This is a genomic window from Helicobacter pylori, assembly GCF_016755635.1.
Lineage (GTDB): Bacteria > Campylobacterota > Campylobacteria > Campylobacterales > Helicobacteraceae > Helicobacter > Helicobacter pylori_CQ.
Map to the genome: position 1 here is coordinate 1,079,964 of NZ_CP051500.1, position 22,242 is coordinate 1,102,205.

At 38.9% G+C, this 22,242-nt stretch carries 20 protein-coding genes; 10 read left to right on the forward strand and 10 right to left on the reverse strand.

Going from position 1 to position 22,242, the window contains the following annotated elements; genetic code table 11:
* Positions 1–14 precede the first annotated feature (14 nt).
* Entirely contained in the window at positions 15–2,447 is a 2,433-nt protein-coding gene (gene cheAY2 / locus HG567_RS04990; RefSeq protein WP_202139398.1) for a chemotaxis histidine kinase/response regulator CheAY2, read from the forward strand.
* On the forward strand, positions 2,444–2,941 hold the full coding sequence (cheW, locus tag HG567_RS04995) for a chemotaxis protein CheW (RefSeq protein WP_000070748.1): 498 nt from the start codon (positions 2,444–2,446) through the stop codon (positions 2,939–2,941). Before cheAY2 ends, cheW begins: the two co-directional genes overlap by 4 nt.
* A gap of 254 nt (positions 2,942–3,195) precedes the next feature.
* Here cheW and tpx read toward each other — a convergent pair whose 3' ends face one another.
* Entirely contained in the window at positions 3,196–3,696 is a 501-nt protein-coding gene (gene tpx, locus HG567_RS05000) for a thiol peroxidase (protein WP_202139399.1), read from the reverse strand.
* A 221-nt stretch (positions 3,697–3,917) separates the two neighbouring features.
* Between tpx and sodB the strand changes: the two genes are divergently transcribed.
* Both sodB and cmoA read left to right on the forward strand, forming a co-directional pair.
* The gene (gene sodB, locus HG567_RS05005) at positions 3,918–4,559 is read left to right on the forward strand and encodes a superoxide dismutase [Fe] (protein ID WP_000494623.1); all 642 of its coding nucleotides are present in this window, start codon (positions 3,918–3,920) and stop codon (positions 4,557–4,559) included.
* 51 nt (positions 4,560–4,610) lie between these two features.
* Positions 4,611–5,330 carry a carboxy-S-adenosyl-L-methionine synthase CmoA gene (gene cmoA / locus HG567_RS05010; protein WP_202139400.1) on the forward strand — a complete coding sequence of 240 codons (720 nt, stop codon included), beginning with the start codon at positions 4,611–4,613 and terminating at the stop codon, positions 5,328–5,330.
* Between the two features lie 28 nt (positions 5,331–5,358).
* Here the strand turns inward: cmoA and HG567_RS05015 are convergent, their stop codons facing one another.
* The 3 genes from HG567_RS05015 to zapB are packed head-to-tail and all read right to left on the reverse strand — an operon-like array spanning position 5,359 to position 7,679.
* Entirely contained in the window at positions 5,359–7,218 is a 1,860-nt protein-coding gene (locus HG567_RS05015) for a primosomal protein N' (RefSeq protein ID WP_202139401.1), read from the reverse strand.
* Positions 7,203–7,439 (reverse strand): hypothetical protein, encoded by a 237-nt coding sequence (locus HG567_RS05020; protein WP_000051174.1) that lies wholly within the window; start codon positions 7,437–7,439, stop codon positions 7,203–7,205. Before HG567_RS05020 ends, HG567_RS05015 begins: the two co-directional genes overlap by 16 nt.
* Positions 7,440–7,451: 12 nt before the next feature.
* A complete protein-coding gene (gene zapB / locus HG567_RS05025; protein ID WP_001191194.1) occupies positions 7,452–7,679 on the reverse strand; it encodes a cell division protein ZapB in 228 nt (75 codons plus the stop codon).
* Positions 7,680–7,882: 203 nt separating this feature from the next.
* On the opposite strand from zapB, the gene HG567_RS05030 reads away from it, so the two are divergent.
* On the forward strand, positions 7,883–8,629 hold the full coding sequence (locus tag HG567_RS05030) for an SPOR domain-containing protein (RefSeq protein ID WP_202139402.1): 747 nt from the start codon (positions 7,883–7,885) through the stop codon (positions 8,627–8,629).
* Positions 8,630–8,636: 7 nt separating this feature from the next.
* On the opposite strand, the gene HG567_RS05035 is transcribed toward HG567_RS05030, so the two are convergent.
* A complete protein-coding gene (locus HG567_RS05035) occupies positions 8,637–9,164 on the reverse strand; it encodes a hypothetical protein (protein ID WP_202139403.1) in 528 nt (175 codons plus the stop codon).
* 172 nt (positions 9,165–9,336) lie between these two features.
* Between HG567_RS05035 and HG567_RS05040 the strand changes: the two genes are divergently transcribed.
* The 3 genes from HG567_RS05040 to gdhA all read left to right on the forward strand — a co-directional run bounded on the left by HG567_RS05040 (position 9,337) and on the right by gdhA (position 12,799).
* Complete coding sequence (locus HG567_RS05040; RefSeq protein WP_202163708.1) at positions 9,337–10,560, forward strand: M48 family metallopeptidase; 1,224 nt, start codon at positions 9,337–9,339, stop codon at positions 10,558–10,560.
* Entirely contained in the window at positions 10,557–11,381 is an 825-nt protein-coding gene (locus HG567_RS05045) for a peptide chain release factor N(5)-glutamine methyltransferase (RefSeq protein ID WP_202139405.1), read from the forward strand. The genes HG567_RS05040 and HG567_RS05045 overlap by 4 nt, the downstream gene beginning before the upstream one ends.
* 71 nt (positions 11,382–11,452) lie before the next feature.
* Positions 11,453–12,799 (forward strand): NADP-specific glutamate dehydrogenase, encoded by a 1,347-nt coding sequence (gene gdhA / locus HG567_RS05050; protein ID WP_108328401.1) that lies wholly within the window; start codon positions 11,453–11,455, stop codon positions 12,797–12,799.
* A 14-nt stretch (positions 12,800–12,813) separates the two neighbouring features.
* Here the strand turns inward: gdhA and HG567_RS05055 are convergent, their stop codons facing one another.
* The 4 genes from HG567_RS05055 to hemH form a co-directional block, all read right to left on the reverse strand.
* The gene (locus HG567_RS05055) at positions 12,814–14,166 is read right to left on the reverse strand and encodes a glycosyltransferase family 10 domain-containing protein (RefSeq protein ID WP_202163709.1); all 1,353 of its coding nucleotides are present in this window, start codon (positions 14,164–14,166) and stop codon (positions 12,814–12,816) included.
* A 9-nt stretch (positions 14,167–14,175) separates the two neighbouring features.
* On the reverse strand, positions 14,176–16,986 hold the full coding sequence (locus HG567_RS05060; RefSeq protein ID WP_202139407.1) for a cytochrome c biogenesis protein: 2,811 nt from the start codon (positions 16,984–16,986) through the stop codon (positions 14,176–14,178).
* 9 nt (positions 16,987–16,995) lie between these two features.
* A complete protein-coding gene (locus HG567_RS05065; RefSeq protein ID WP_202163710.1) occupies positions 16,996–17,667 on the reverse strand; it encodes a SoxW family protein in 672 nt (223 codons plus the stop codon).
* Positions 17,668–17,739: 72 nt separating this feature from the next.
* A complete protein-coding gene (gene hemH / locus HG567_RS05070) occupies positions 17,740–18,747 on the reverse strand; it encodes a ferrochelatase (RefSeq protein ID WP_202163711.1) in 1,008 nt (335 codons plus the stop codon).
* Between the two features lie 55 nt (positions 18,748–18,802).
* On the opposite strand from hemH, the gene HG567_RS05075 reads away from it, so the two are divergent.
* Together HG567_RS05075 and HG567_RS05080 are read left to right on the forward strand one after the other, a co-directional pair.
* Positions 18,803–19,234 (forward strand): hypothetical protein, encoded by a 432-nt coding sequence (locus HG567_RS05075; RefSeq protein WP_000892134.1) that lies wholly within the window; start codon positions 18,803–18,805, stop codon positions 19,232–19,234.
* On the forward strand, positions 19,235–19,915 hold the full coding sequence (locus tag HG567_RS05080; RefSeq protein ID WP_202139410.1) for a 16S rRNA (uracil(1498)-N(3))-methyltransferase: 681 nt from the start codon (positions 19,235–19,237) through the stop codon (positions 19,913–19,915). It begins immediately after the preceding gene.
* Between the two features lie 84 nt (positions 19,916–19,999).
* On the opposite strand, the gene HG567_RS05085 is transcribed toward HG567_RS05080, so the two are convergent.
* Complete coding sequence (locus HG567_RS05085) at positions 20,000–22,228, reverse strand: porin family protein (RefSeq protein WP_202163712.1); 2,229 nt, start codon at positions 22,226–22,228, stop codon at positions 20,000–20,002.
* Positions 22,229–22,242: the final 14 nt, after the last annotated feature.

Here is a 22,242-nt window from a genome sequence, read left to right on the forward strand (position 1 = left end):
AAAGGGGTTTTAAAATGGATGATTTGCAAGAAATAATGGAAGACTTCTTGATTGAAGCCTTTGAAATGAACGAGCAGTTGGATCAGGATTTAGTGGAATTGGAGCATAACCCTGAGGATTTGGACTTGCTCAATCGCATTTTTAGAGTCGCTCACACCATTAAAGGCTCTAGCTCGTTTTTGAATCTTCACATTCTCACGGGTCTCACGCACAACATGGAAGATGTCTTAAATCGCGCCAGAAAGGGCGAAATCAAAATCACGCCTAATATTATGGATGTCGTGTTGCGCTCCATTGATTTGATGAAAACCTTGCTCGTAACGATTAGAGATACCGGCTCTGATACCAATAACGGCAAGGAAAACGAGATTGAAGAAGCGATCAAACAGCTTCAAGCCATTACGAGCCAAAATTTAGAGGGCACTAAAGAAACTTCAGGGACTAAAGAAGCCCCCAAAGAAGAAGTGAAAAAAGAAACGAAAGAAGAAAATACAGAAGAAAATCAAGAAAACAAGGCAAAAGCCCCTACTACAAAAGATTTTGCAAGCGATAACCCTCTAGCCGATGAGCCGGATTTGGATTACACTAACATGAGTGCTGAAGAAGTGGAAGCAGAGATTGAACGGCTGTTGAACAAACGCCAAGAGGCCGATAAAGAACGAAGAGCTCAAAAAAAGCAAGAAGCCAAACCTAAACAAGAAGTTACCCCAACAAAAGAAACCCCCAAAACAGAAACCCCCAAAGCCCCTAAAACCGAAACTAAAGCTAAGGCTAAAGCAGATACTGAAGAAAATAAAGCCCCCTCTATTGGCGTGGAGCAAACCGTTAGGGTGGATGTGCGCCGCTTGGATCACTTAATGAATTTAATCGGTGAGCTTGTGTTGGGCAAGAATCGCTTGATTAGAATCTATAGCGATGTGGAAGAACGCTATGATGGGGAAAAGTTTTTAGAGGAATTAAACCAGGTGGTTTCTTCTATTTCAGCGGTAACGACAGACTTGCAACTTGCGGTGATGAAAACTAGGATGCAACCAGTGGGCAAGGTGTTCAATAAATTCCCTCGCATGGTAAGGGATTTGAGCCGGGAATTAGGCAAAAGCATTGAATTAATCATTGAGGGCGAAGAAACCGAATTAGACAAATCCATTGTAGAAGAGATTGGCGATCCGCTCATTCACATTATCCGCAACTCATGCGATCATGGGATTGAGCCTTTAGAAGAAAGAAGAAGGCTTAACAAGCCTGAAACCGGTAAAGTGCAATTGAGCGCGTATAATGAGGGTAACCACATTGTGATTAAAATCTCTGATGATGGCAAAGGATTAGACCCTGTGATGCTTAAAGAAAAAGCGATTGAAAAAGGGGTGATTAGCGAAAGAGACGCTGAAGGCATGAGCGATAGGGAAGCGTTTAACCTCATTTTCAAGCCAGGCTTTTCTACCGCAAAAGTCGTTTCCAATGTTTCAGGCAGGGGTGTTGGCATGGATGTGGTGAAAACCAATATTGAAAAGCTCAATGGGATCATTGAAATTGATTCAGAAGTGGGGGTAGGCACGACTCAAAAGCTTAAAATCCCTCTCACTCTGGCTATCATTCAAGCTTTACTCGTGGGCGTTCAAGAAGAATATTACGCTATCCCGCTTTCTTCAGTGTTAGAAACCGTGCGCATCAGCCAGGATGAAATCTACACCGTTGATGGCAAGAGCGTGTTGCGTTTGAGAGATGAGGTGCTTTCTTTGGTGCGCCTTTCTGATATTTTTAAAGTGGATGCTATTTTGGAATCCAACTCAGATGTGTATGTGGTTATCATTGGCTTGGCCGATCAAAAAATTGGCGTGATCGTGGATTATTTAATCGGTCAAGAAGAAGTGGTCATCAAATCTTTAGGTTACTATCTTAAAAACACTAGAGGCATTGCTGGCGCTACGGTGAGAGGCGATGGGAAAATCACCCTCATTGTAGATGTGGGGGCGATGATGGATATGGCAAAAAGCATCAAGGTCAATATCACTACCTTGATGAACGAATCCGAAAACACGAAAAGTAAAAATTCTCCTAGCGATTATGTCGTCTTGGCGATTGATGACAGCAGCACGGACAGAGCGATTATCCGCAAATGTTTGAAACCATTAGGCATCACGCTTTTAGAAGCCACTAACGGGTTAGAAGGCTTAGAAATGCTTAAAAATGGCGATAAGATTCCGGACGCTATTTTAGTGGATATTGAAATGCCCAAGATGGACGGCTACACTTTCGCTTCTGAAGTGCGTAAATACAATAAATTCAAAAACCTGCCTTTGATCGCAGTAACCAGTCGGGTAACTAAAACCGATAGGATGCGCGGCGTTGAATCCGGCATGACTGAATACATCACCAAACCTTATAGCGGTGAGTATTTAACCACCGTGGTGAAGCGCAGCATTAAATTAGAAGGAGACCAATCGTGAGCAACCAATTAAAAGATTTATTTGAAAAACAAAAAGAAGCTAATGCAGGTTCCAAACCAGAAGACAATGAAGAAATTTTGCAATTCATCGGTTTTATTATTGGCGATGAAGAATACGCCATTCCTATTTTGAATATTTTAGAGATCGTCAAACCCATTGGTTACACGCGAGTCCCTGAAACCCCAAACTATGTGCTTGGCGTGTTCAATTTAAGGGGTAATGTCTTCCCGTTGATTAGCTTGCGTTTAAAATTTGGCTTGAAGGCTGAAAAGCAAAACAAAGACACTCGTTATCTGGTGGTGCGCCATAACGATCAGATCGCTGGGTTTTTCATTGATCGCTTAACTGAAGCCATTCGCATCAAGCAAACGGATATTGATCCGGTGCCAGAGACTTTGAGCGATAACAATAATCTAACCTATGGCATTGGGAAACAAAACGATAGACTCGTAACCATTTTAAGAGTGGAAGAAATCTTAAAAAAAGACTTCTAAAAACCTTTTCTATCAAACCCTTATGGGTTTTGTGAAAGATTTATTCCATTAAAAGCTTGATTAAAATCAAGCGATAATGTTTGATTGAAAACAGAGTCTTTTTTAATCTTTTCTTTTAAAAATAGCGTGAAAATTTTTTAAGTGGATTAAAAAGAACCTCTCATTTTTTAGTTTTTATCGCCGACACCTTTTAATAAGTGGGGCTTTTTGCGTTGAGATTCACTAAATTGTAGCCCCCTCCTTTTAAGGATTTCCTATTTCAACACTTTTAAAAGCACTTCATAATTGGGCTCTTCTAAAATGTTTTGAACGATTTCTTTATAGATAACCACCCCCTTATCATCAAGAACAAACACCGATCGAGCGAGTAAGCCTTGCAAAGAGCCTTTGCCTAACAGCACGCCGTAATTTTCCCCAAAAGCTTTATACCTAAAATCGCTTAAGATTCTTAAGTCCTTAATGCCTTCAGTGCCGCAAATTTGCCCTTGAGAAAAAGGTAAGTCCATAGAAATAACGCTAAAACTCACAGAAGGCAGTTTGCCGGCTTGCTCATTGAAGCGTTTGGCTTGGAGCAAGCAAACCGATCCGGTTAAACTAGGAAGCGCGCTAACGACTTGAAAACGCACGCCTTGCTTCAATAAACTGACTTCTTGCAAGTCGCCATTGACCAATTTCACATCAGGGGCTTTATCGCCCACTTTTAAGGCTTTCCCTTCTAATTGGTATGTTTCTTCTTTAAAAGTAACTTTTTGCATGGTTAAATCCTTTCTAATAAATTGCTAATTGCGTTAGAATAATAGTCAATTAAAATTAACTTTCAAAAAATTTAAAGAGGATTTATTAAAAAAATCGTTTCCATTTTAAAAAACCCCTTGAAATCTACAAAATTTGCATAACGATCAATTTTTAAGAAAAGATTTACCAAAAAGTATTAAAAAATGACTACAATACGGCTATCTAATCACAAGGAGAAAACATGTTTACATTACGAGAATTGCCTTTTGCTAAAGACAGCATGGGAGATTTTTTAAGCCCTGTAGCGTTTGATTTCCACCATGGGAAACACCATCAAACTTATGTGAATAATTTGAACAACCTCATCAAAGGCACGGATTTTGAGAAAAGTTCTTTGTTTGCTATTTTGACAAAATCTAGCGGAGGCGTGTTTAATAACGCCGCTCAAATTTACAACCACGATTTTTATTGGGATTGCCTAAGCCCCAAAGCGACTGCCTTAAGCGATGAATTAAAAGGGGCTTTAGAAAAAGATTTCGGCTCATTGGAAAAATTTAAAGAAGACTTCATTAAGAGCGCGACCACTTTGTTTGGCTCTGGTTGGAATTGGGCAGCGTATAATTTAGACACTCAAAAAATTGAAATCATTCAAACCAGCAACGCTCAAACCCCAGTTACGGATAAAAAAGTGCCGCTTTTAGTGGTGGATGTGTGGGAGCATGCTTATTATATTGACCACAAAAACGCGCGCCCTGTGTATTTGGAAAAATTCTATGGGCATATCAATTGGCATTTTGTTTCTCAATGCTATGAGTGGGCGAAAAAAGAAGGCTTAGGCTCAGTGGATTACTACATCAACGAGTTGGTGCATAAAAAAGCTTAAGCGTTATTGCTGTTGTGGTTTAAAGATTTTTAAACCACGCTTCTTTTTTGGATGAAAGACACTCTGTTTAACCAATCTCTAAACAAACGCTTTTGTTTTGATGAGAAAGTCGCCCATGTTTTTGACGACATGCTGGAGCGCTCCATCCCCTATTACCATGAAATGTTGGATTTGGGGGCGTATTTTATCGCTCAAAATTTAAAAGAAAATACCAATGTTAAGCCCTTGATTTATGATTTAGGCTGTTCTACCGGAAACTTTTTTATCGTGCTTAACCAACAAATCCAACAAGATATTGAGCTTGTAGGGATTGACAATTCCATGCCCATGCTCAAAAAAGCGCAAGAAAAATTAAAAGATTTTAACAATGTCCGTTTTGAATGCATGGATTTTTTAGAGGTTGAGTTTAGAGAAGCGAGCGCGTTTTCATTGCTTTTTGTGTTGCAATTTGTCCGCCCCATGCAAAGAGAGGTGCTGCTCAAAAAGATTTATAACAGCCTTGCGTTGAATGGGGTTTTATTGGTGGGCGAAAAGATCATGAGCGAAGATCGGATATTAGACAAGCAAATGATAGAACTATACTACCTTTACAAACAAAATCAAGGCTACAGCCACAATGAAATCGCTTTCAAAAGGGAAGCGTTAGAAAATGTGCTTGTGCCTTATAGTTTAAAAGAAAATATCGCACTTTTAGAAAGCGTGGGGTTTAAGCATGTGGAAGCGCTGTTTAAATGGGTGAATTTCACGCTACTAGTCGCCAGAAAAACCTGAGTTTTTTGAAATAATATATAAAAGTTTTTTAAAAAATATCCACAGGATCCATATTCACGCTGCAAGGGATATTGGGGGCGGTTTTTAAAAACGCATGCACGCTTTTGATTAGGCTTAAAGGGTTTTTGGAACGCAACAAAATAAGGTAGCGGTAAGAAGAAGCGATTTTTTCAATGGGGGCTTTAAAGCTAGAGAGCGTTACACCCTTTTCTAAACACGAAGAAAGGGTTTGAGAGGCTTTTAGGCTCAATTGTTGGGCTTTTTCTTCGTTTTTATGCTTAAACTCTAACAAACACAGCCTTGAAAAAGGCGGGTAGAGTTCGCACCTTTCTTGCAATTCGTATTGTAAAAAATCTTCATAATCTTCTAAGAAATTTTCTAATAGATCCGTTTCGGTGCTTTGAATGAACACTTGACCAGAAATTTGCCTAGCGCTCCTCCCAGCGATTTGATAAAGTAACGACACGCCTTCTTCTAAAGCCCTGTAGCTATTGGATTTAATGATATTGTCTATGCCTAAAACAACCGCTAAACTCACTTTAGCGTAATCATGCCCTTTGCTTATCATTTGAGTGCCGATTAAGATATTGGTTTTTTGAGCGTTGAAATCGTTTAAAATATTGTGGAGTTTTTTTGGCGTGCTGGTATGATCTTTATCTAAAATGGCTATTTTAGCGCCTTTCAAAAGGCCTTCCAACTCGTTCAACACTTGCATGGTGCCTATCCTTTTACCCACTAAAACTTCGCTTTGACATGCACTACAAATTTTAGGGATAGGGCTTGAAAAATGGCAATAATGGCACATGAGTTTGTTGGTTTTTAAATGCAAACTCATATTCACGCTGCAAAAGGGGCATTGAACGCTTTTGTAACAATTTTGACACAGCAAGGTTTTGAAATTAGCCCTTGTAGGCACAAAAATAATGGCTTGCTCGTTTTTGTCTATAACTTGTTTTAGCGCTTCTAGGAGTTTGGGCGTGATAAAACGCTCGGTTTTTTCAAAAATAATGTTTTTTTGCGTAGGCGTGTAGCGCCCCTTTAAGCGCACTAAAGCCTTATCTTTAAAGCGTTTGTAACTATTTAAACTTGGCGTAGCAGAGCCTAAAATCACTTGAATAGGGAATTTATGGGATAAATACAAGCATAAATCCCTAGCGTTATACATAGGGCTTTGATGAGATTTATAAGAAAAGTCATGCTCTTCATCTACAATGATTAAACCCAACTCCTTAAGAGGTAAAAACAACGCGCTTCGTGTGCCTACCACTAATTTGATTTCTTGCGAATAAAGCTTTTCTAAAAATTGTTTTTTTTGGGTTTGAGAGAGTTTGCTATGCCACAGGCCCAAATTTTCTTTAAAAACCCTTTTAAGGCGTTGTTGCATTTGAGGGGTGAGGGCGATTTCTGGCACTAACAATAATGCGCTTTTTTTTTGCTCTAAAGTTTGAGCGATTGAATGCATATAAATCTCGGTTTTCCCGCTACCCGTATCGCCAAAGAGCAAGCTTGCTGAATGTTTTTGCAATTCTTTTAAAGCGTTTGTTTGCGTTTGGCTTAACGCATTAAGAGCAGGCTCAATTTTTTCTAACCCCACCAAATCGCATTCTTTAAAAGGGGTAAAAAGATTTAAAGCTGAAGGAAGATTAGCCGAGTAATATTGAGCAATAAATATAGCGAGCTCTATTTGAAAGGGGAGTAAAAAATAAGGGGTTTTTTCTAACTCTAGGCATTCAAAAGAGGGTTTTGAAACTTCTTCAAGAACGACGCCCAAAAGCGTTTTATTCCTTAAAGGGATATTGACTAACGCTCCTTTAAGGTGTCGCTCTTTAGAAAAGTAAGTTAAAGGGGGGGTTTTATTTTTTAAAGGAGCGATTAAGTGATAGAACATGATGAGATTTTTTCTAAAAGCTTTTTGAGTTCATTATGCAAATACTCGTTCTGGCAACTTTCATGCAAATAATCCTTTAAAAGCTCTAAGGCGTTTAATTCTTGGTTATGGAAACGCTCCTTTAGGGTGCGTTTCATCTCATCGCTAAAGGTGTTATTGAGAGAGATTTTATAGCGTTTGCCTGAATAAGTGATTTCTAAGCTATCGTTTTCTAAAGACATGTTTTTAATGGTTTATGACAATAAATCAGAGATTTTGTCATAAAGACCTTGAATGCCCTTATCTTTAGCGCTCAATTCATCGTATAAAATAGCGATTTGAATGTCTTTTTCTTCATTTTGCGCATTCAGTGTGGTGTTTGCTTGGCGTAAAGCGTTCAACTCTTCTTCTTGTTTTTGGATTTTTTCAATCAATTCATCAATTTTAGCGCCCAATTGGTTTAACAAACTTAAAGATTGCATCATAAGCCTTTCATGGTTTTCAAAAGTTATTATATCAAAGCTATTGAATTATCGCAAAATACCCCTATCCCCTTAAGGTAATGGCTTTTACTATTAAAATAAAGTAACTAAAACCCCATTTTTTAAACCATTCTTATGGTGGTATTTGGTATTTTTGATTACCATAAAGCAACAAGACAGAAAGCTTGACATGGGAGTGGTGAATGCAAAAAAGTATATTAAAAATGACTCTGTTGTTGGTTTTCCTCTTTTTAAGAAACGCTGTTGGTTTAGAGGACAAAAAAGCGGATCTTAAAAGCGTTCAAAATACGCCCAAAAATTTACCCCCTATCCAATTAAGACTCAATCAAGTCCATGAAGAACTTATAGAAATGTTGGATAATATGGGGAAAGGCACGCAGTATGAGTTCCCTAAAATCAAAGAAATCCTAGAGCAAAGCGAAGAAGAATGGCTCAAAGTCGCCCATGAAGAATGCGTGGCGTTGGTCATGCTAATAAGCCCTAAGGCTTCTATTAAAAATAGCCCGATTTATAAGAATTGCTATGAAGCTTATGTGAAACAAAGAATCCATGATTTATACGATTTTTATATAGAAAGCAAAAAGGTGAAAAGAAAAATCAAGAAAGCCCATAAGCATGCACTCGCTCTCAATGAATCCAAGCCCCTAACAAAAGAGTTGCCTAAAAGCGAAAATAAAAAAAGCCTGATAAAACCTAGCCTAAAAGATGCAAGTATCCCTAAAGGGTATTACTTGCAAATTGGGGCTTTTTTGAACGCGCCCAGTAAGGATTTTTTGCAAACGCTCAAAACTTTCCCTTACCAAATGGAGAAAAAAGACTCCCTCACGCATTATTTTATTGGCCCTTATCAAACGAAAGAAGAAGCCCTAAAACAGCTTGAAAATGCGGCTAAAAGCTTTAAAAATAAGCCTGTGTTGGTGGAAAAATAATTTTGACTCAGTTTGATTGGATCTTATAAAGCCACCCAGCTATTAGTGCGACAAACAAACTCGCGCCCAAAAACACATAGCCTATCATTTTATAAAGGGGGATGAAATTTTTTTGGATTTCTTCTTCTGCGATAATGATTTTAGAAACCCCTAAGCGGTTAGTTGGGGTGCTGTCTGTGAGGTAAAAGCCTTGTTTTTTAAACGCAAAATAAGGGGTTTTGATTGCGTCATTTTTAAAAGAGGCCACAAACGCCCCGATATTAGAAAACTTGACTTTGTTGTCCCCATCTAATAAGACAAAGGGGGTGTTTTTGAATCGTTCTTCTAAGATTTTTAAAGGCTCTAAAGAAGAGACATTATCCAATTCTAAAAGGCTTTTAGCGATCGCATCAGCGGTGTATTGCATGCGTATTTGGGTGTTTTCTAAGAGGTTATTTTTCGCATAAAAGAAAAATAACGCTAACAAAACCCCCACTAAAAGCAAGGTAGAAAGGGCATAAATGATTAAAAAACGCTTTTTAAAAGAATGGGGCATGACAGACCTTTATAGCAAGTTGGATAACACAGCTTTTTACGATTGGATTAAAAACGCTCAAAAACAGCCCTTTTTTTTACCATATTTATTTAATTTTATGGTAAATTTTTGAAAAATTGTTATAATTCCTACACTTTTATTGGTAAATTCAATTAAGAAAGGAGTTTAGAACATGCTTGACATATGGATAGATATGATAATTTGTATTTTTTATTTGCTCTTTTTTACGACTCCTTACATTGTAGGCGATATTTTGCAATTGAAATTTATCCGTCAAAAACTCTGCGAGAAGCCTGTTTTACTCCCACAAAAGGATTATGAAGAAGCGGGAAATTATGCCATTAGGAAAATGCAATTATCCATTATTTCTCAAATTTTAGACGGGGTGATCTTTGCTGGTTGGGTCTTTTTTGGTTTGACGCATTTAGAAGATTTGACGCATTATTTAAACCTTTCTGAAACGCTAGGCTACTTGGTGTTTGCCTTGTTGTTTTTAGCGATTCAAAGCGTTTTAGCTTTACCCATTAGCTACTACACCACCATGCATTTGGATAAGGAATTTGGCTTTTCTAAGGTGAGCTTGTCGTTGTTTTTTAAGGATTTTTTCAAAGGGTTATCGCTCACTTTAGGCGTGGGATTGTTGTTGATTTACACTCTTATTATGATCATTGAACATGTGGAACATTGGGAGATTAGCTCGTTTTTTGTCGTGTTTGTTTTTATGATCTTGGCTAATCTTTTTTACCCTAAAATCGCTCAGCTTTTCAACCAATTCACCCCCTTGAATAATAGGGATTTGGAGAGTCAAATTGAGAGCATGATGGATAAGGTGGGTTTTAAATCTGAAGGTATCTTTGTGATGGACGCTAGCAAGAGGGATGGGCGTTTGAATGCGTATTTTGGAGGCTTGGGCAAAAACAAGCGGGTGGTGTTGTTTGACACTTTGATCTCTAAAGTTGGGACAGAAGGGCTTTTAGCCATTTTAGGGCATGAATTAGGGCATTTTAAAAATAAGGATTTGTTGAAAAGTTTAGGGATTATGGGAGGCTTGCTCGCTCTTGTTTTTGCTCTGATCGCTCATTTGCCACCATTGGTTTTTGAAGGCTTTAATGTCTCGCAAACGCCAGCGAGTTTGATTGCGATTTTACTCTTATTTTTGCCGGTGTTTTCCTTTTACGCCATGCCTTTGATCGGGTTTTTTAGCCGAAAGAACGAATACAATGCGGACAAGTTTGGGGCGAGCTTAAGCTCTAAAGAGGTTTTAGCCAAAGCGTTAGTGTCCATTGTGAGTGAAAATAAAGCGTTCCCCTATTCGCACCCTTTTTATGTTTTCTTGCATTTCACGCACCCGCCGCTATTAGAACGCCTAAAAGCTTTGGATTATGAAATTGAATGACCCTTTCACAAGCCCTAAACAAAGCCAAAAAAGGATTATCTCAAAAAGGTTTTAGGGGGGGATTAGAGTCTGAAATTTTATTAGGCTTTGTCTTGCAAAAAGAAAGGGTTTTTTTGCACACGCATGCCTATTTAGAGCTAAACCACGAAGAAGAGGTGCGTTTTTTTGAATTGGTAGGAAAGCGATTGAATGACTGCCCCATAGAGTATTTATTAGAAAGCTGTGATTTTTACGGGCGTTCTTTTTTTGTGAATGAGCATGTTTTAATCCCACGGCCTGAAACGGAGATTTTGGTCCAAAAAGCCCTTGATATTATTTCTCAATACCATTTAAAAGAAATAGGCGAAATCGGCATAGGGAGCGGATGCGTGTCGGTGAGTTTGGCTTTAGAAAACCCTAAACTTTCCATTCATGCGAGCGATATTTCACCAAAAGCTTTAGAAGTGGCGTCCAAAAATATTGAACGCTTTAATTTAAAAGAGCGTGTTTGTTTAAAACAAACGCGCCTTTGGGATCGCATGCCAACGATAGAAATGCTTGTCTCTAACCCGCCTTATATCGCTAAAGGTTATCCTTTGGAAAAATCCGTCCTCAAAGAACCGCACGAAGCCCTTTTTGGGGGGGTTAAAGGCGATGAAATCTTAAAAGAAATCGTTTTTTTAGCCGCTGAGTTAAAAATCCCTTTTTTGGTTTGTGAAATGGGGTATGACCAATTGAAAAGCTTGAAAGAATGCTTGGAATTTTGCGGTTATGATGCAGAGTTTTACAAGGATTTGAGCGGCTTTGATAGAGGGTTTATAGGCGTTTTAAAAAGTTTTTAAGATAAAGTTAAAACTTAATTACCCTTTTGGTGTTACAATAAAAACACTTAAAACAATAAAGGATGCCACTCATGTATGTTGAAAAAATTCTCCAATCTTTACAGAAAAAATACCCTTATCAAAAAGAGTTCCATCAAGCCGTCTATGAAGCTATCACTTCGTTAAAACCCCTTTTAGACAGCGATAAAAGCTATGAAAAGCATGCAATATTAGAGCGTTTGATTGAGCCTGAAAGGGAGATTTTTTTTAGGGTGTGTTGGCTAGATGATAACCATCAAATCCAAGTCAATCGGGGGTGTAGGGTTGAATTCAATTCAGCTATTGGCCCTTATAAGGGGGGCTTGAGATTCCACCCTAGCGTGAATGAAAGCGTGATCAAGTTTTTAGGCTTTGAGCAAGTGTTGAAAAATTCGCTCACCACTTTGGCTATGGGGGGTGCTAAGGGGGGGAGCGATTTTGACCCTAAAGGGAAGAGCGAGCATGAGATCATGCGTTTTTGCCAGGCGTTCATGAATGAATTATACCGCCATATTGGAGCCACAACTGATGTGCCAGCTGGGGATATTGGAGTGGGCGAAAGAGAGATTGGCTATCTGTTTGGGCAATATAAAAAATTAGTCAATCGTTTTGAGGGCGTATTGACCGGTAAGGGGCTAACTTATGGGGGGAGTTTGTGCAGAAAAGAAGCTACCGGCTATGGGTGCGTGTATTTTGCGGAAGAAATGTTACAAGAAAGGAACAGCTCTTTAGAGGGTAAGGTTTGCAGCGTTTCTGGGAGCGGTAATGTCGCAATTTACACCATTGAAAAATTGCTTCAAATAGGAGCCAAACCGGTAACGGCGAGCGATTCTAATGGCATGATTTATGATAAAGACGGCATTGATTTAGAGCTTTTGAAAGAGATTAAAGAAGCGCGTCGTGGGAGGATCAAAGAATATGCCCTACAAAAACCAAGTGCGAAATACACCCCCACAGAAAATTACCCCAAAGGAGGGAATGCCGTATGGCATGTGCCTTGTTTTGCGGCTTTTCCTAGCGCGACTGAGAATGAATTGAGCGTTTTAGACGCTAAAACCCTCCTTTCTAATGGGTGTAAATGCGTGGCTGAAGGGGCGAACATGCCCTCAAGCAATGAAGCGATTGAATTGTTTTTACAGGCTAAGATTTCTTATGGCATAGGCAAGGCGGCTAATGCTGGGGGGGTGAGCGTGAGCGGCTTGGAAATGGCGCAAAATGCGAGCATGCACCCTTGGAGCTTTGAAGTGGTGGATGCGAAATTGCACCACATCATGAAAGAAATTTATAAGAATGTTTCTCAAACCGCTAAAGAGTTTAAAGACCCTACTAATTTTGTTTTAGGGGCTAATATCGCTGGTTTTAGAAAAGTAGCGTCGGCGATGATAGCGCAAGGGGTTTGATTGGTTTTACAAACCTATTTTCTAACCCACTTCCTTATGGTGCATAGCAAAGGTAAGGATTTTTGATAAGCTTTGCGATAGATTTTAAAAGAGGTGTTTTGGGATAGCTCCAATAAAGGGGTAGCCTTTGATAAAAGGTGCTCATGATCTCTTCTCAAATTATCATGATCTCTTCTCAAATTATCATAATTAACCCTCAAATTATCATAATTAACCCTCAAATTATCATAATTAACCCTCAAATTATCATAATTAACTCTCAAATCATCAATGGAAACTAACGGCTCATTCAAATCACGATGAAGAGCATCATAAGAACGGGCATCGCAATGATAAATCGTATCGTTTTCTAAAATCGTTTTAAAAAAATCTAGGATTTTTTTAAAACTCAAATCTTGGTAAAAGTAAGCTTTCCCATCAATTTCATTTAAAGGGTTTTCATAGAGCATGTCTAAATAGGCGTTTGGGTGCGTGTGCAAGTATCTAATATAATCAATCGCTTCATCAAAATCTTTAAAATCACAAACATTCACAAAACTTTTAGGGTTAAAATCTTTCGCCACACTGGGACTCCCCCAATAAATAGGAATGGTATGGCTAAAATACGCATCAAGGATTTTTTCGGTTACATAGCCATAGCCTTGTGAGTTTTCAAAACAGAGGTTGAACTTGTATTGGCTTAAAAATTCGTTTTTGTTTTTGACATTATAGCCTAGAGTGTTTTTCACGCTCCCTCCCCCAGCCACTGGCTCAATAGAATTTAAAGCCTCATAGAAAGCGTTCCTTATAGGGGCGTTAGGGTTGCTCGCGACAAAGCTCGCAAACCCTCTTTTCAAAGGATCGCTCTCATTATTCACTACTGCGCATAAATGGGGGTGTTTTTCTTTAAAATGATGGGAGGGTTTTTTTAAAGCATAAAGGCTGTTATCTTTGAGTTTGTAGGGTGCGGTGGTGTCATTCACGCTCTCGGCTTTATGGTGTAGCCTATCATAATACAAAGGCATTCTCAAATAACGATCGTTGAAATTTAATTCATCAAAGCCTATGGCGTAATCAAAGAGGTTGAAATTAGGGACTTCATTTTCACCGGTATAAAACACTCTTTTAGTGTTTTGATAGGATAAAATCTTTCTGGCTGATCCAAGGGGATTGCTAAAAACTAGATCTGAGGGTTTGTTGGGGTTGCTGTGCAGAATGATTTTATAGCGTTGTTTTAGGATGACATGCAAAATGAAGTCTCTAAATCCTTTTTTTTCGCTATTCTTTAAGGGCCACCAATTGGCTAGGGCTATATTTAATGGGGGCTTATGGGTTGTTTCATCTAAATGGGTGCTGTCTATATAAGCGTCTAATAGGGGTTGGAACATGGTTATCCTTTAAATTAATTTAGGCAAACTCAAATGGCGTTTGAAAGACGCCAAGATCACGAGAGCAAAAGGTATCGCTACCAAGAAGTATAAGAAAGTGGGGATAGGCAAGGGATCGCCTGCGGCATAGCTGTGCAAGCCAGAAAGGTAGTAATTCACGCCAAAATAAGTCATTAAAACCGAATAAAACCCTAAAACGCTGCTGCTCGCTAAAATAAAGGGCCAATTTTGAGAGCCTAAAAAACGCAAATGCAAGATTAAAGCATAGACGCAAATAGAAATCAACGCCCAAGTTTCTTTAGGGTCCCACCCCCAATAGCGCCCCCAAGATTCATTCGCCCACACCCCGCCTAAGAAATTCCCGGCTGTGAGCATGAACAGGCCTAAAATCATGCTCATTTCATTGATAGCGCTAATGGAGAGAATGGTTTTGTCCAAATTGAAACGCCCTTGTTTGCGCAAAATAAACAAAACCAAGCTTAAAATCCCTAGCACAAAACACAAGCCCAAAAAGCCATAACTAGCGGTGATGACAGAAACATGGATATTGAGCCAATAGGATTTTAACACCGGCACTAAATGGCCAATTTGAGGGTCCATAAAGCCTAAATGGGCCACAAAGAGCGCGATACCGGCTAAAAAGCTAGAGGCCGATAGCGCAAGTTTGGAGCGTAAAACAAACCCTGCGATGACAGAAGCCCATGCAATATAAAGCATGGACTCATAAGCGTTGCTCCAAGGCGAATGCCCGCTCACATACCAGCGCAAAACAAGCCCCATAGAATGAGCGAGCACGCAAAGCAAAATAGCAATATAAAGGATTTTAGTGAGCCAAATATTTGGAATCGTGTTTTTAACAAGAGAGCTGATCACAACGATAAAAAGCAATAACCCTAAAAGGATATAAGGCAAAGTCAAGCTGTTAAAAAAATTGGTGTGGTTTAAAAAAATTTCAGAATCCACTTTAGAAGAGGGTAAATAGAGATTTTTGGCATGCTCTTGTTGGTAAATGCTTAAATCTTTTAGGGTTTTTTCTACTTTATCCCATTGATTGGTTTTTAAAGCGTCATCAAACCCGCTAAAAATATTTTTTAAAAACTCCGTTGCCACGCTTGAAATTTCTTTATTAGGGCTGTTGATCGCTTCAATGGGCGAGAGCCAAGCGGTGGTTTTATCGCTAGGGAAAATGCGTAAAAATTGAGCGCTAAAAAGCGTATAGACTAAGTTGATTCGTTCATCTACTTTTAAGACATCTTTATCCAACTCGTTGCGCGCGTTGGGGGATTTTTGATTGACTTCTTCAACCAAATTTTTTAATTTATACCCACGGCTATCAAACGCATCTCTAAAAGCGATACGGCTTTCATCTAAAGGCGTGCCGATAAGCTTTCTTAAGGCTTTATTAGAAGTGTAAATCATTTTAACGCTGCGCCAATCATTGGGGAAAAACATGATCCCTAAAAGCACCTGCATGGCGTTTAACCCTTGAAAATCATCTTTCCTTAAAATCTTATGGATATACTCAATGCTAATGGTGTCAAGAGGTTTGATACGCCCGTCAAAATCCTGGACTTGAAGCCTTTGAAAGGCTTTTAAGTGGTCTTTGGAATACTCTCTTAAATGTTTCAAACGCTCTAAAATCGCGCTTTTAGAATCTTCTTTATTAGCGGGATTTTCTACATTTTGTCGTTCTATTTGAGCGCTTTTGCCCCCATGCATGTCAATTGGAGTCTCAGTGGCGAACGAAGAAGTAAAAGGGCTGATTAAAATTAAAGCGAGCAAGAAACTAGCAATTTGTTGGGATTTTAAAAAGCGTGAAAGCTTTAAAAAGCGCCCGTTCTTATCCAAAAGCAACCACAAAGCCCCCAAAATAAGCATCGCATACCCTAAATAAGTGGGGATTTTACCCGGGTCTTTATTGACAGAAAGGATCGTTCCTTTTTCATCCGTGTCATAGGAAGATTGGAAAAAGCGATAGCCTTCATAATCCAAAACATGGTTCATAAAAATCCTATAAGGTTTGATCAAGGTGTTATCCAATTTCAAAACTTCCACTTCTGAAGCGTAAGATGAAGGGCTCATAGAGCCAGCGTAGCGTTCTAATTCAAAACGATTCAGTTTGATTTGAAAGGGCAATTCAATGTAAGCGGATCCAAAACTTAAAGAGAGCTTGTCGTCTTTAAACATTTCGCTTTCTTCTATGCCTTCATTCCTGTTGGTTTTGATGAGGTTGAATTTGCGGCTCACGCCGTTATAAGTCGCTTTTAGCACTAAAATAGCAGCGTCATCTTTTTTAATGGCGTTTTGCTTGTAAATCTCTAAGGGTTCTAAAAATAAAGGCTTGTGATCTAAAGTGGCATGAATGGGATTTAATCGTTTGGAATAATAAAAGCTAAAAGGCGTTTTTAAAGAAAGTTTAGTGGTGTCATTAAGAGTGATGTTAAGGTAAGTGTCCGCGCTTTCAAAAGAGCTTTGTGCGCTATTTTCTCGCACATGCATAAGCCCTTCTGTGCCAAAAAAACGCGTGATAGCTGCCCCTAAAATGATTAAAATCAAGGAGCTATGGAAAAAAAGGCTTGCGTATCTTTTGCGCTCTAAGGCTTTGGAATTGATGAATGTGCCTATTAAAACCACCAATAAATACGCATGCAAGAAATTAAACCAAGGGGTGTTATACACAATCGCCTTACTCGCGCTCGTGCCGTAATCGTTTTCTATAAAAGTGGCTATCGCGCACGCTAAGGCATAGAACGCCATTAAAGGGATAGCGACCCAAAAAGAAGCCAGCAAAAAAGAAAGCAGGCTTTTGAGATTCTTCATTAGACTTTCCTAGTTAGACTTGCTTTTAGAAAGGTTGGTTTTATACTTGATGTAAGCCTTTAATTTTTTGATGAAATCCTCATCGTTTTTTGTGTCTTGATACTTCCCATCGCCGATAAATTCCAACACCGCTAAAAATTGCGTAGAGGGCATATAGCCGGGCAATTCATAGATGGTTTTGCCGGTTTTATCGGATAAAATAATCGTAGGGGTGGTTTGGACGGCATAAATTTGTGCTAATTCTTCTGTGGACATTTTGATTTCTTTTTCATCATTTTTATCCTTATCGCCGACTTTAAAATTATGCTCTTTAGAGTAGCTGATATTGACATAGTAAGCGCTAAAATGATCTTTAACATAGTCGTGCAACTCTTTGACATTTTTGAGATCTTTTTTAAGCCTTTCACAATAGTGGCAACCATTACGGCCAAACACTAAAAGCATGTATTTATCGTTAGGGCTAATGGACTTATTGTCTGAAAAAATATCTTCTAAACCGGCATAACTCTTTTTGTCTATGTTGTCTCGCTCATCATTTAATTCTTTGGAGCTTTGAGAGCCGGAGCTTAAAAGATTTTCATCTAATTTGTCCTTATTGCTAGACTTGCAAGCGCTTAAAAACAGCGAAATCAACAGCAAAACGCTTAAAAATTTCTTGGAAACATAAGAGAGTGAAAACATGTAATAACCTTTATTTTTTAATAGATTTGAAAACTTGGTATTTTACTATAATAGTCGCTTTTTATGCAAATTTCACTCACTTTTAAGGTTATTCACTAATTCAATGATAAATTTTGCAAACTCTATGGAATCGTTTAAGCATGGGCAAACCAAATACTCTTTAACCGCCAAGCGCTCTGCCATCAAGCGGTATTGCATGTCTAGTTCATAGAGCGTTTCAGAATTATCAATCGTGAAAGCCAAAGGATAGATGATAATATGAGATTTGCGGTGCTTTTCTATCAATTCTTCAGTGCTTGGCTCTAGCCATTTCATAGGCCCTAGCTTGGATTGGTAAGAGAGTAAAACTTCTTTAAAAGGGATATTTTTTTGTTGCACCAACTCTTTTAACAAATTCACATGGTGTTCGCATTCTTGCTGGTAAGTATCGCCGGCATCAATAACGCTTTTAGGTAAGCCATGGACAGAAAAGATTAAGACAAAATCCTGGCTTTTGCGGTTGTTTAGGGCGCTTAAAATCGTGTTTAAAATGATTTCATTAAGCTTTTTGCTGGCATAAAAACGCTCTATTACCCGCACCCTAGGGCGGAAAGTTTCTAAAGCTTTTAGGGCATTAAAAGCGTCATTGAAACTAGAAAGGGTGGTGGTGCTAGAATATTGCGGATACATGGAAAAAAACACCAGGCTTTCTATTTCTTTTAAGGCTAAATCTTGCAAGACCATAGACGCATAAGGGGGGGTATAACGCATCGCATAAGTGTAAAAGCGAGAAGGATCCAATTCATTCAAACGCTCTGTAAGGGCGAATGTGATAGGCGTTAAAGGGGATTTGCCTCCCAATTTTTCATAGATTTTTTTGGATTTTTCTATGCGGCTATTGACGATCATTTTACCCACCATTTTACGCATAAAATTATTTTTAATGGTAAGGATAAAGGGGTCATCAAACATGTTTTTTAAAAACACCCCCACTTCATAAAGGCTATTAGGCCCTCCCATATTCAAAAGAATGACCGCTTCTTTAGGGGATTTTGTAGCGTTATTTTCTAAATTATTAAGCTTTTCATTGATTAAATTCATTGGTGCATGCTAAAATAAAACGATTAATAAAAAACAAATCGTTAGAAAGAAGTTAATGTTAGAGATGAGTTTGCAAGCATTAAATACACAAGATTCTTCTGTGATGGCTCAATCCTTGCTTGTCCATGCCTTTTTTGCCGCTTTGCTTGCCCTAGCCTTTATGATCAATCTTTACACCCTTTTTAAAGAAAAGAATTTTATCCAATTGAACAAAAAAATCTATCTTGTCATGCCAGCGATTTACATTCTTTTAAGCATCGCTCTTTTGAGCGGGATTTTTATTTGGGCAATGCAACAATTTGAATTTTCTTTTAGCGCTGTTGCCATGCTTTTAGGGCTGTTGTTGATGCTTATAGCAGAAATCAAACGCCATAAAAGCGTGAAATTCGCTATCACTAAAAAAGAAAGGATGGAAGCGTATATTAAAAAGGCTAAAATCCTGTATTTTTTAGAAACGATTCTTATTGTTGTGTTAATGGGCCTTTGAATGCGTTTTGTCTACCACCCTTTAGCCAAAGAGCCTGTTTTAAAAATAGAAGGCGAGAGTTATACGCATTTATACCGCTCAAGGCGTATCAAAAGCGCGAGTCGTTTGGATTTAAGGAATTTAAAAGACGGCTTTTTATACACCTATGAGCATGCAGAAATCACTAAAAAACATGCCCTTTTAAGGCTGGTGGGCGCGCAAGCGTTAGAGGTTATGGCTAGTAAAAAAACGCATTTGATTTTAAGCGTGATTGAAATCAAAAACATTGAAAAAATTCTACCCTTTTTAAACCAGTTGGGCGTGAGCAAGTTGAGTTTGTTCTATGCGGATTTTAGCCAACGCAATGAAAAAATAGACAGCGCCAAGCTAGAGCGCTTTCAAAAGATTTTGATCCATTCTTGCGAGCAATGCGGCCGCAGCGCTTTAATGGAATTGGAAGCGTTTTCAAATACCAAAGAGGTGTTAAAAGCTTACCCAAAAGCGAGCGTTTTGGATTTTAAGGGTGAAACTTTGCCCGCAAGCGCGAATTTTGAAAAGGGCGTTATCATAGGGCCTGAAGGGGGCTTTAGCGAACCAGAAAGAGGGTATTTTAAAGAGCGTGAAATTTATCGCATCCCGTTAGATATGGTGCTAAAGTCTGAGAGCGCATGCGTGTTTGTAGCGAGTATCGCACAAATTTAGGGGGTATCGCAAAAGTTTTAAAAACAAAATTTTAAAAACTTAACTTTTTGCTCAAAAGCTTCAAGTAAAGCAAAGTTTTAAAATTTAAAAAATCCACCCGTAATTAAAAAACACTTTAAAATGACTGCCCCCTTCATTCAAAACAACAGAGTCCGCATAGATGCCATTATCAGAAGCGATTTTAATATCGCTTTGGATTAAAGGAACGCTAATACCTACAGAATATTTAGAATGCTTGTAGCGGTAATTAAACCCAGTAACTATATCTAAATTACCGCTCCCTTTGACCTGGTTGAAAACATAGTAGCTATTGTATAAGCCCCTTAACCCCCCAAACACCCCAAAAGAGGAAGCAAAAACTTTTTTAGTGGGATTGCCTTGCTTTTTATTGGTATAAGTGGTGATGAAATCAAACAACACATCCATTCCCCCACCATAGCTTAATTGCTGGATTTTTTCATCGTTAGCTTGAGCGTAGTTGTATTTGATGATGCCATAATAAGCTAACCCTATGTAGTCGTTGAAATAATGTTGGTAGCCTATTTTAACATTAACCCCTAAAATAGGGCTTCTAAAAGATTGTTGGGCGCTAGAAGTTAAAAAGCTTTGATTGAACGCATTAAACATGGAGCCAACAAAAGCTCTTGCGTTCAAACTGGCGTCTAAATAGTTGGCTTGGCTGCTCAAATTAGCGAAATTAATGGGAAGAGCGTTTTGATTGATGAGCTGTTGCCAAACAGCGGTGGTAACCCCTATAAGCCCAGCGGGGACTTGAGCGCAATTCGTATAGATGGAATTGGGGTAATTGCTAGGGAAAGCGGGCTGATTTTTGCCGCCAAAACGAGAGCAAACATTATAGTCGTAACCATCATGGTCTCGCACTTCATGCCCGTTGCTAAATTCTAGCTCTTCTTTCCCGTTTTTCTCCACTTCATGCCCGCCTTCACACCGCACTTCTGGCCCGTTTCCTTCTTGGCACAAGCGCACCCTTTGATAAGTCATGTTCCCGTTATGGGTATAACCTAAAGTATGGCCGTATTCATGGATAATATCTCTTAATGCCAAAATAGCAACTTTATTCAAATTTTTGCCAAACAATTTTTCAGGGTTTAAGGCAAAAGGCGCTATCCCTAAAACACCTTGATTGAAGCCATCATTATTAGGATCGTTTGCACTGCCCAGTTGGGATCCTAGCCCTAAAAACCCCTTGGCCGCATTCAAGAGGTTCACCGTAAGCTCATTAGCGACTCTATAACTATTGATAACTTCTTCTGGGGTTAGCACATATTTTTCATCTTTAGGATCAACAAGCCCGTTATTAAAAGGATTCACGCATTTAGGGTAATCAATACCGCACTCTGATGGGCTGTTAGAAAATTGGAAAGGGGCGTTTAAAACGGCTTCTTCCCAAGATTTGGAGTCAAACACCGCAATCATATCTAACATTAAATTGGTCAATTTTTCTGCGGTTTGCGGGGTGAAAGACACCGAAGCGACTTGACAACTCTTTTTATAACCAGGGCATTCATAATGAGGTTTAGGAGAAGCAAGAGGGCCACTAGGATCATTATTGCCGCTAGAAAACGGGTCTGTATTCTCATAAGTCATTTGAAGATTGGTCGTGATCTGACTGAGCTTTTCAAACAAACTCTGCGTGTTAGCGTCAGAAAAGGGGGTGGTAGTGGTTTGGAGTTGTTGGAGGCCATCGGAGTTGAATGGCGAATCGTTTGAAAAATTATTAAACAGGCTTGCCGGCAGAATGATTTGAGAATCTTTAGGGATAGTTTCTATCACGCCTAAATTGACTACCTTGCCTTGAGCGTCTGTATAACTCAATTCAATATTGTTTAAATTGTAGGGCAGAAAGTTTTGTATCACAACCACGCTGTTATTGCCATAGCCTTCAAACTCGGCATTATCCTTATTGTATGCCATCACATACACAGGGTTTTGAGAATAAAAAGTTAAGCCGTTGCCGTTGATATTAGCCGCTGTGAATAACTCAGTCGCTTTTTCTAAAATGGTGCTTTGGAGGATGTAGTATCTCCCATAAACGCTTTGTGGGGTGGCTGTATCGCTTTTGTTTTGTTCTTTAGGTTGTTCGTTAGTTTGTGGGTGGGTTAGGGGGTTTTTTTGGATTTTTTGGGTGTTTTGAGCTGTCGCTTCTTCTTTAGTTTGCGCGCCTTCTAATAACCCGGTTTCAAACCCGGCTTCTATAAAAAAGCCGTCTTTTTGGTGTTTTTGAAAGGCTTCTAAAGGGTTGAATAAGCCGATTAAAGACAAGCAAATCGTTTTACTAACGAATCTTAGCATGGTAATTTCCTAAA

Bases quoted from the DNA above. Each gene is read 5' to 3' on its own strand.
- zapB (WP_001191194.1), bottom strand. From the start codon at position 7,679: ATGCAATCTTTAAGTTTGTTAAACCAATTGGGCGCTAAAATTGATGAA.
- HG567_RS05075 (WP_000892134.1), top strand. From the start codon at position 18,803: ATGTTAGAGATGAGTTTGCAAGCATTAAATACACAAGATTCTTCTGTG.
- HG567_RS05060 (WP_202139407.1), bottom strand. From the start codon at position 16,986: ATGAAGAATCTCAAAAGCCTGCTTTCTTTTTTGCTGGCTTCTTTTTGG.
- HG567_RS05045 (WP_202139405.1), top strand. From the start codon at position 10,557: ATGACCCTTTCACAAGCCCTAAACAAAGCCAAAAAAGGATTATCTCAA.
- HG567_RS05085 (WP_202163712.1), bottom strand. From the start codon at position 22,228: ATGCTAAGATTCGTTAGTAAAACGATTTGCTTGTCTTTAATCGGCTTA.
- HG567_RS05055 (WP_202163709.1), bottom strand. From the start codon at position 14,166: ATGTTCCAACCCCTATTAGACGCTTATATAGACAGCACCCATTTAGAT.
- HG567_RS05080 (WP_202139410.1), top strand. From the start codon at position 19,235: ATGCGTTTTGTCTACCACCCTTTAGCCAAAGAGCCTGTTTTAAAAATA.
- HG567_RS05015 (WP_202139401.1), bottom strand. From the start codon at position 7,218: ATGTTCTATCACTTAATCGCTCCTTTAAAAAATAAAACCCCCCCTTTA.
- cheAY2 (WP_202139398.1), top strand. From the start codon at position 15: ATGGATGATTTGCAAGAAATAATGGAAGACTTCTTGATTGAAGCCTTT.
- HG567_RS05065 (WP_202163710.1), bottom strand. From the start codon at position 17,667: ATGTTTTCACTCTCTTATGTTTCCAAGAAATTTTTAAGCGTTTTGCTG.
- tpx (WP_202139399.1), bottom strand. From the start codon at position 3,696: ATGCAAAAAGTTACTTTTAAAGAAGAAACATACCAATTAGAAGGGAAA.
- HG567_RS05020 (WP_000051174.1), bottom strand. From the start codon at position 7,439: ATGTCTTTAGAAAACGATAGCTTAGAAATCACTTATTCAGGCAAACGC.
- hemH (WP_202163711.1), bottom strand. From the start codon at position 18,747: ATGAATTTAATCAATGAAAAGCTTAATAATTTAGAAAATAACGCTACA.
- gdhA (WP_108328401.1), top strand. From the start codon at position 11,453: ATGTATGTTGAAAAAATTCTCCAATCTTTACAGAAAAAATACCCTTAT.
- HG567_RS05035 (WP_202139403.1), bottom strand. From the start codon at position 9,164: ATGCCCCATTCTTTTAAAAAGCGTTTTTTAATCATTTATGCCCTTTCT.
- HG567_RS05040 (WP_202163708.1), top strand. From the start codon at position 9,337: ATGCTTGACATATGGATAGATATGATAATTTGTATTTTTTATTTGCTC.
- cmoA (WP_202139400.1), top strand. From the start codon at position 4,611: ATGAAAGACACTCTGTTTAACCAATCTCTAAACAAACGCTTTTGTTTT.
- sodB (WP_000494623.1), top strand. From the start codon at position 3,918: ATGTTTACATTACGAGAATTGCCTTTTGCTAAAGACAGCATGGGAGAT.
- HG567_RS05030 (WP_202139402.1), top strand. From the start codon at position 7,883: ATGCAAAAAAGTATATTAAAAATGACTCTGTTGTTGGTTTTCCTCTTT.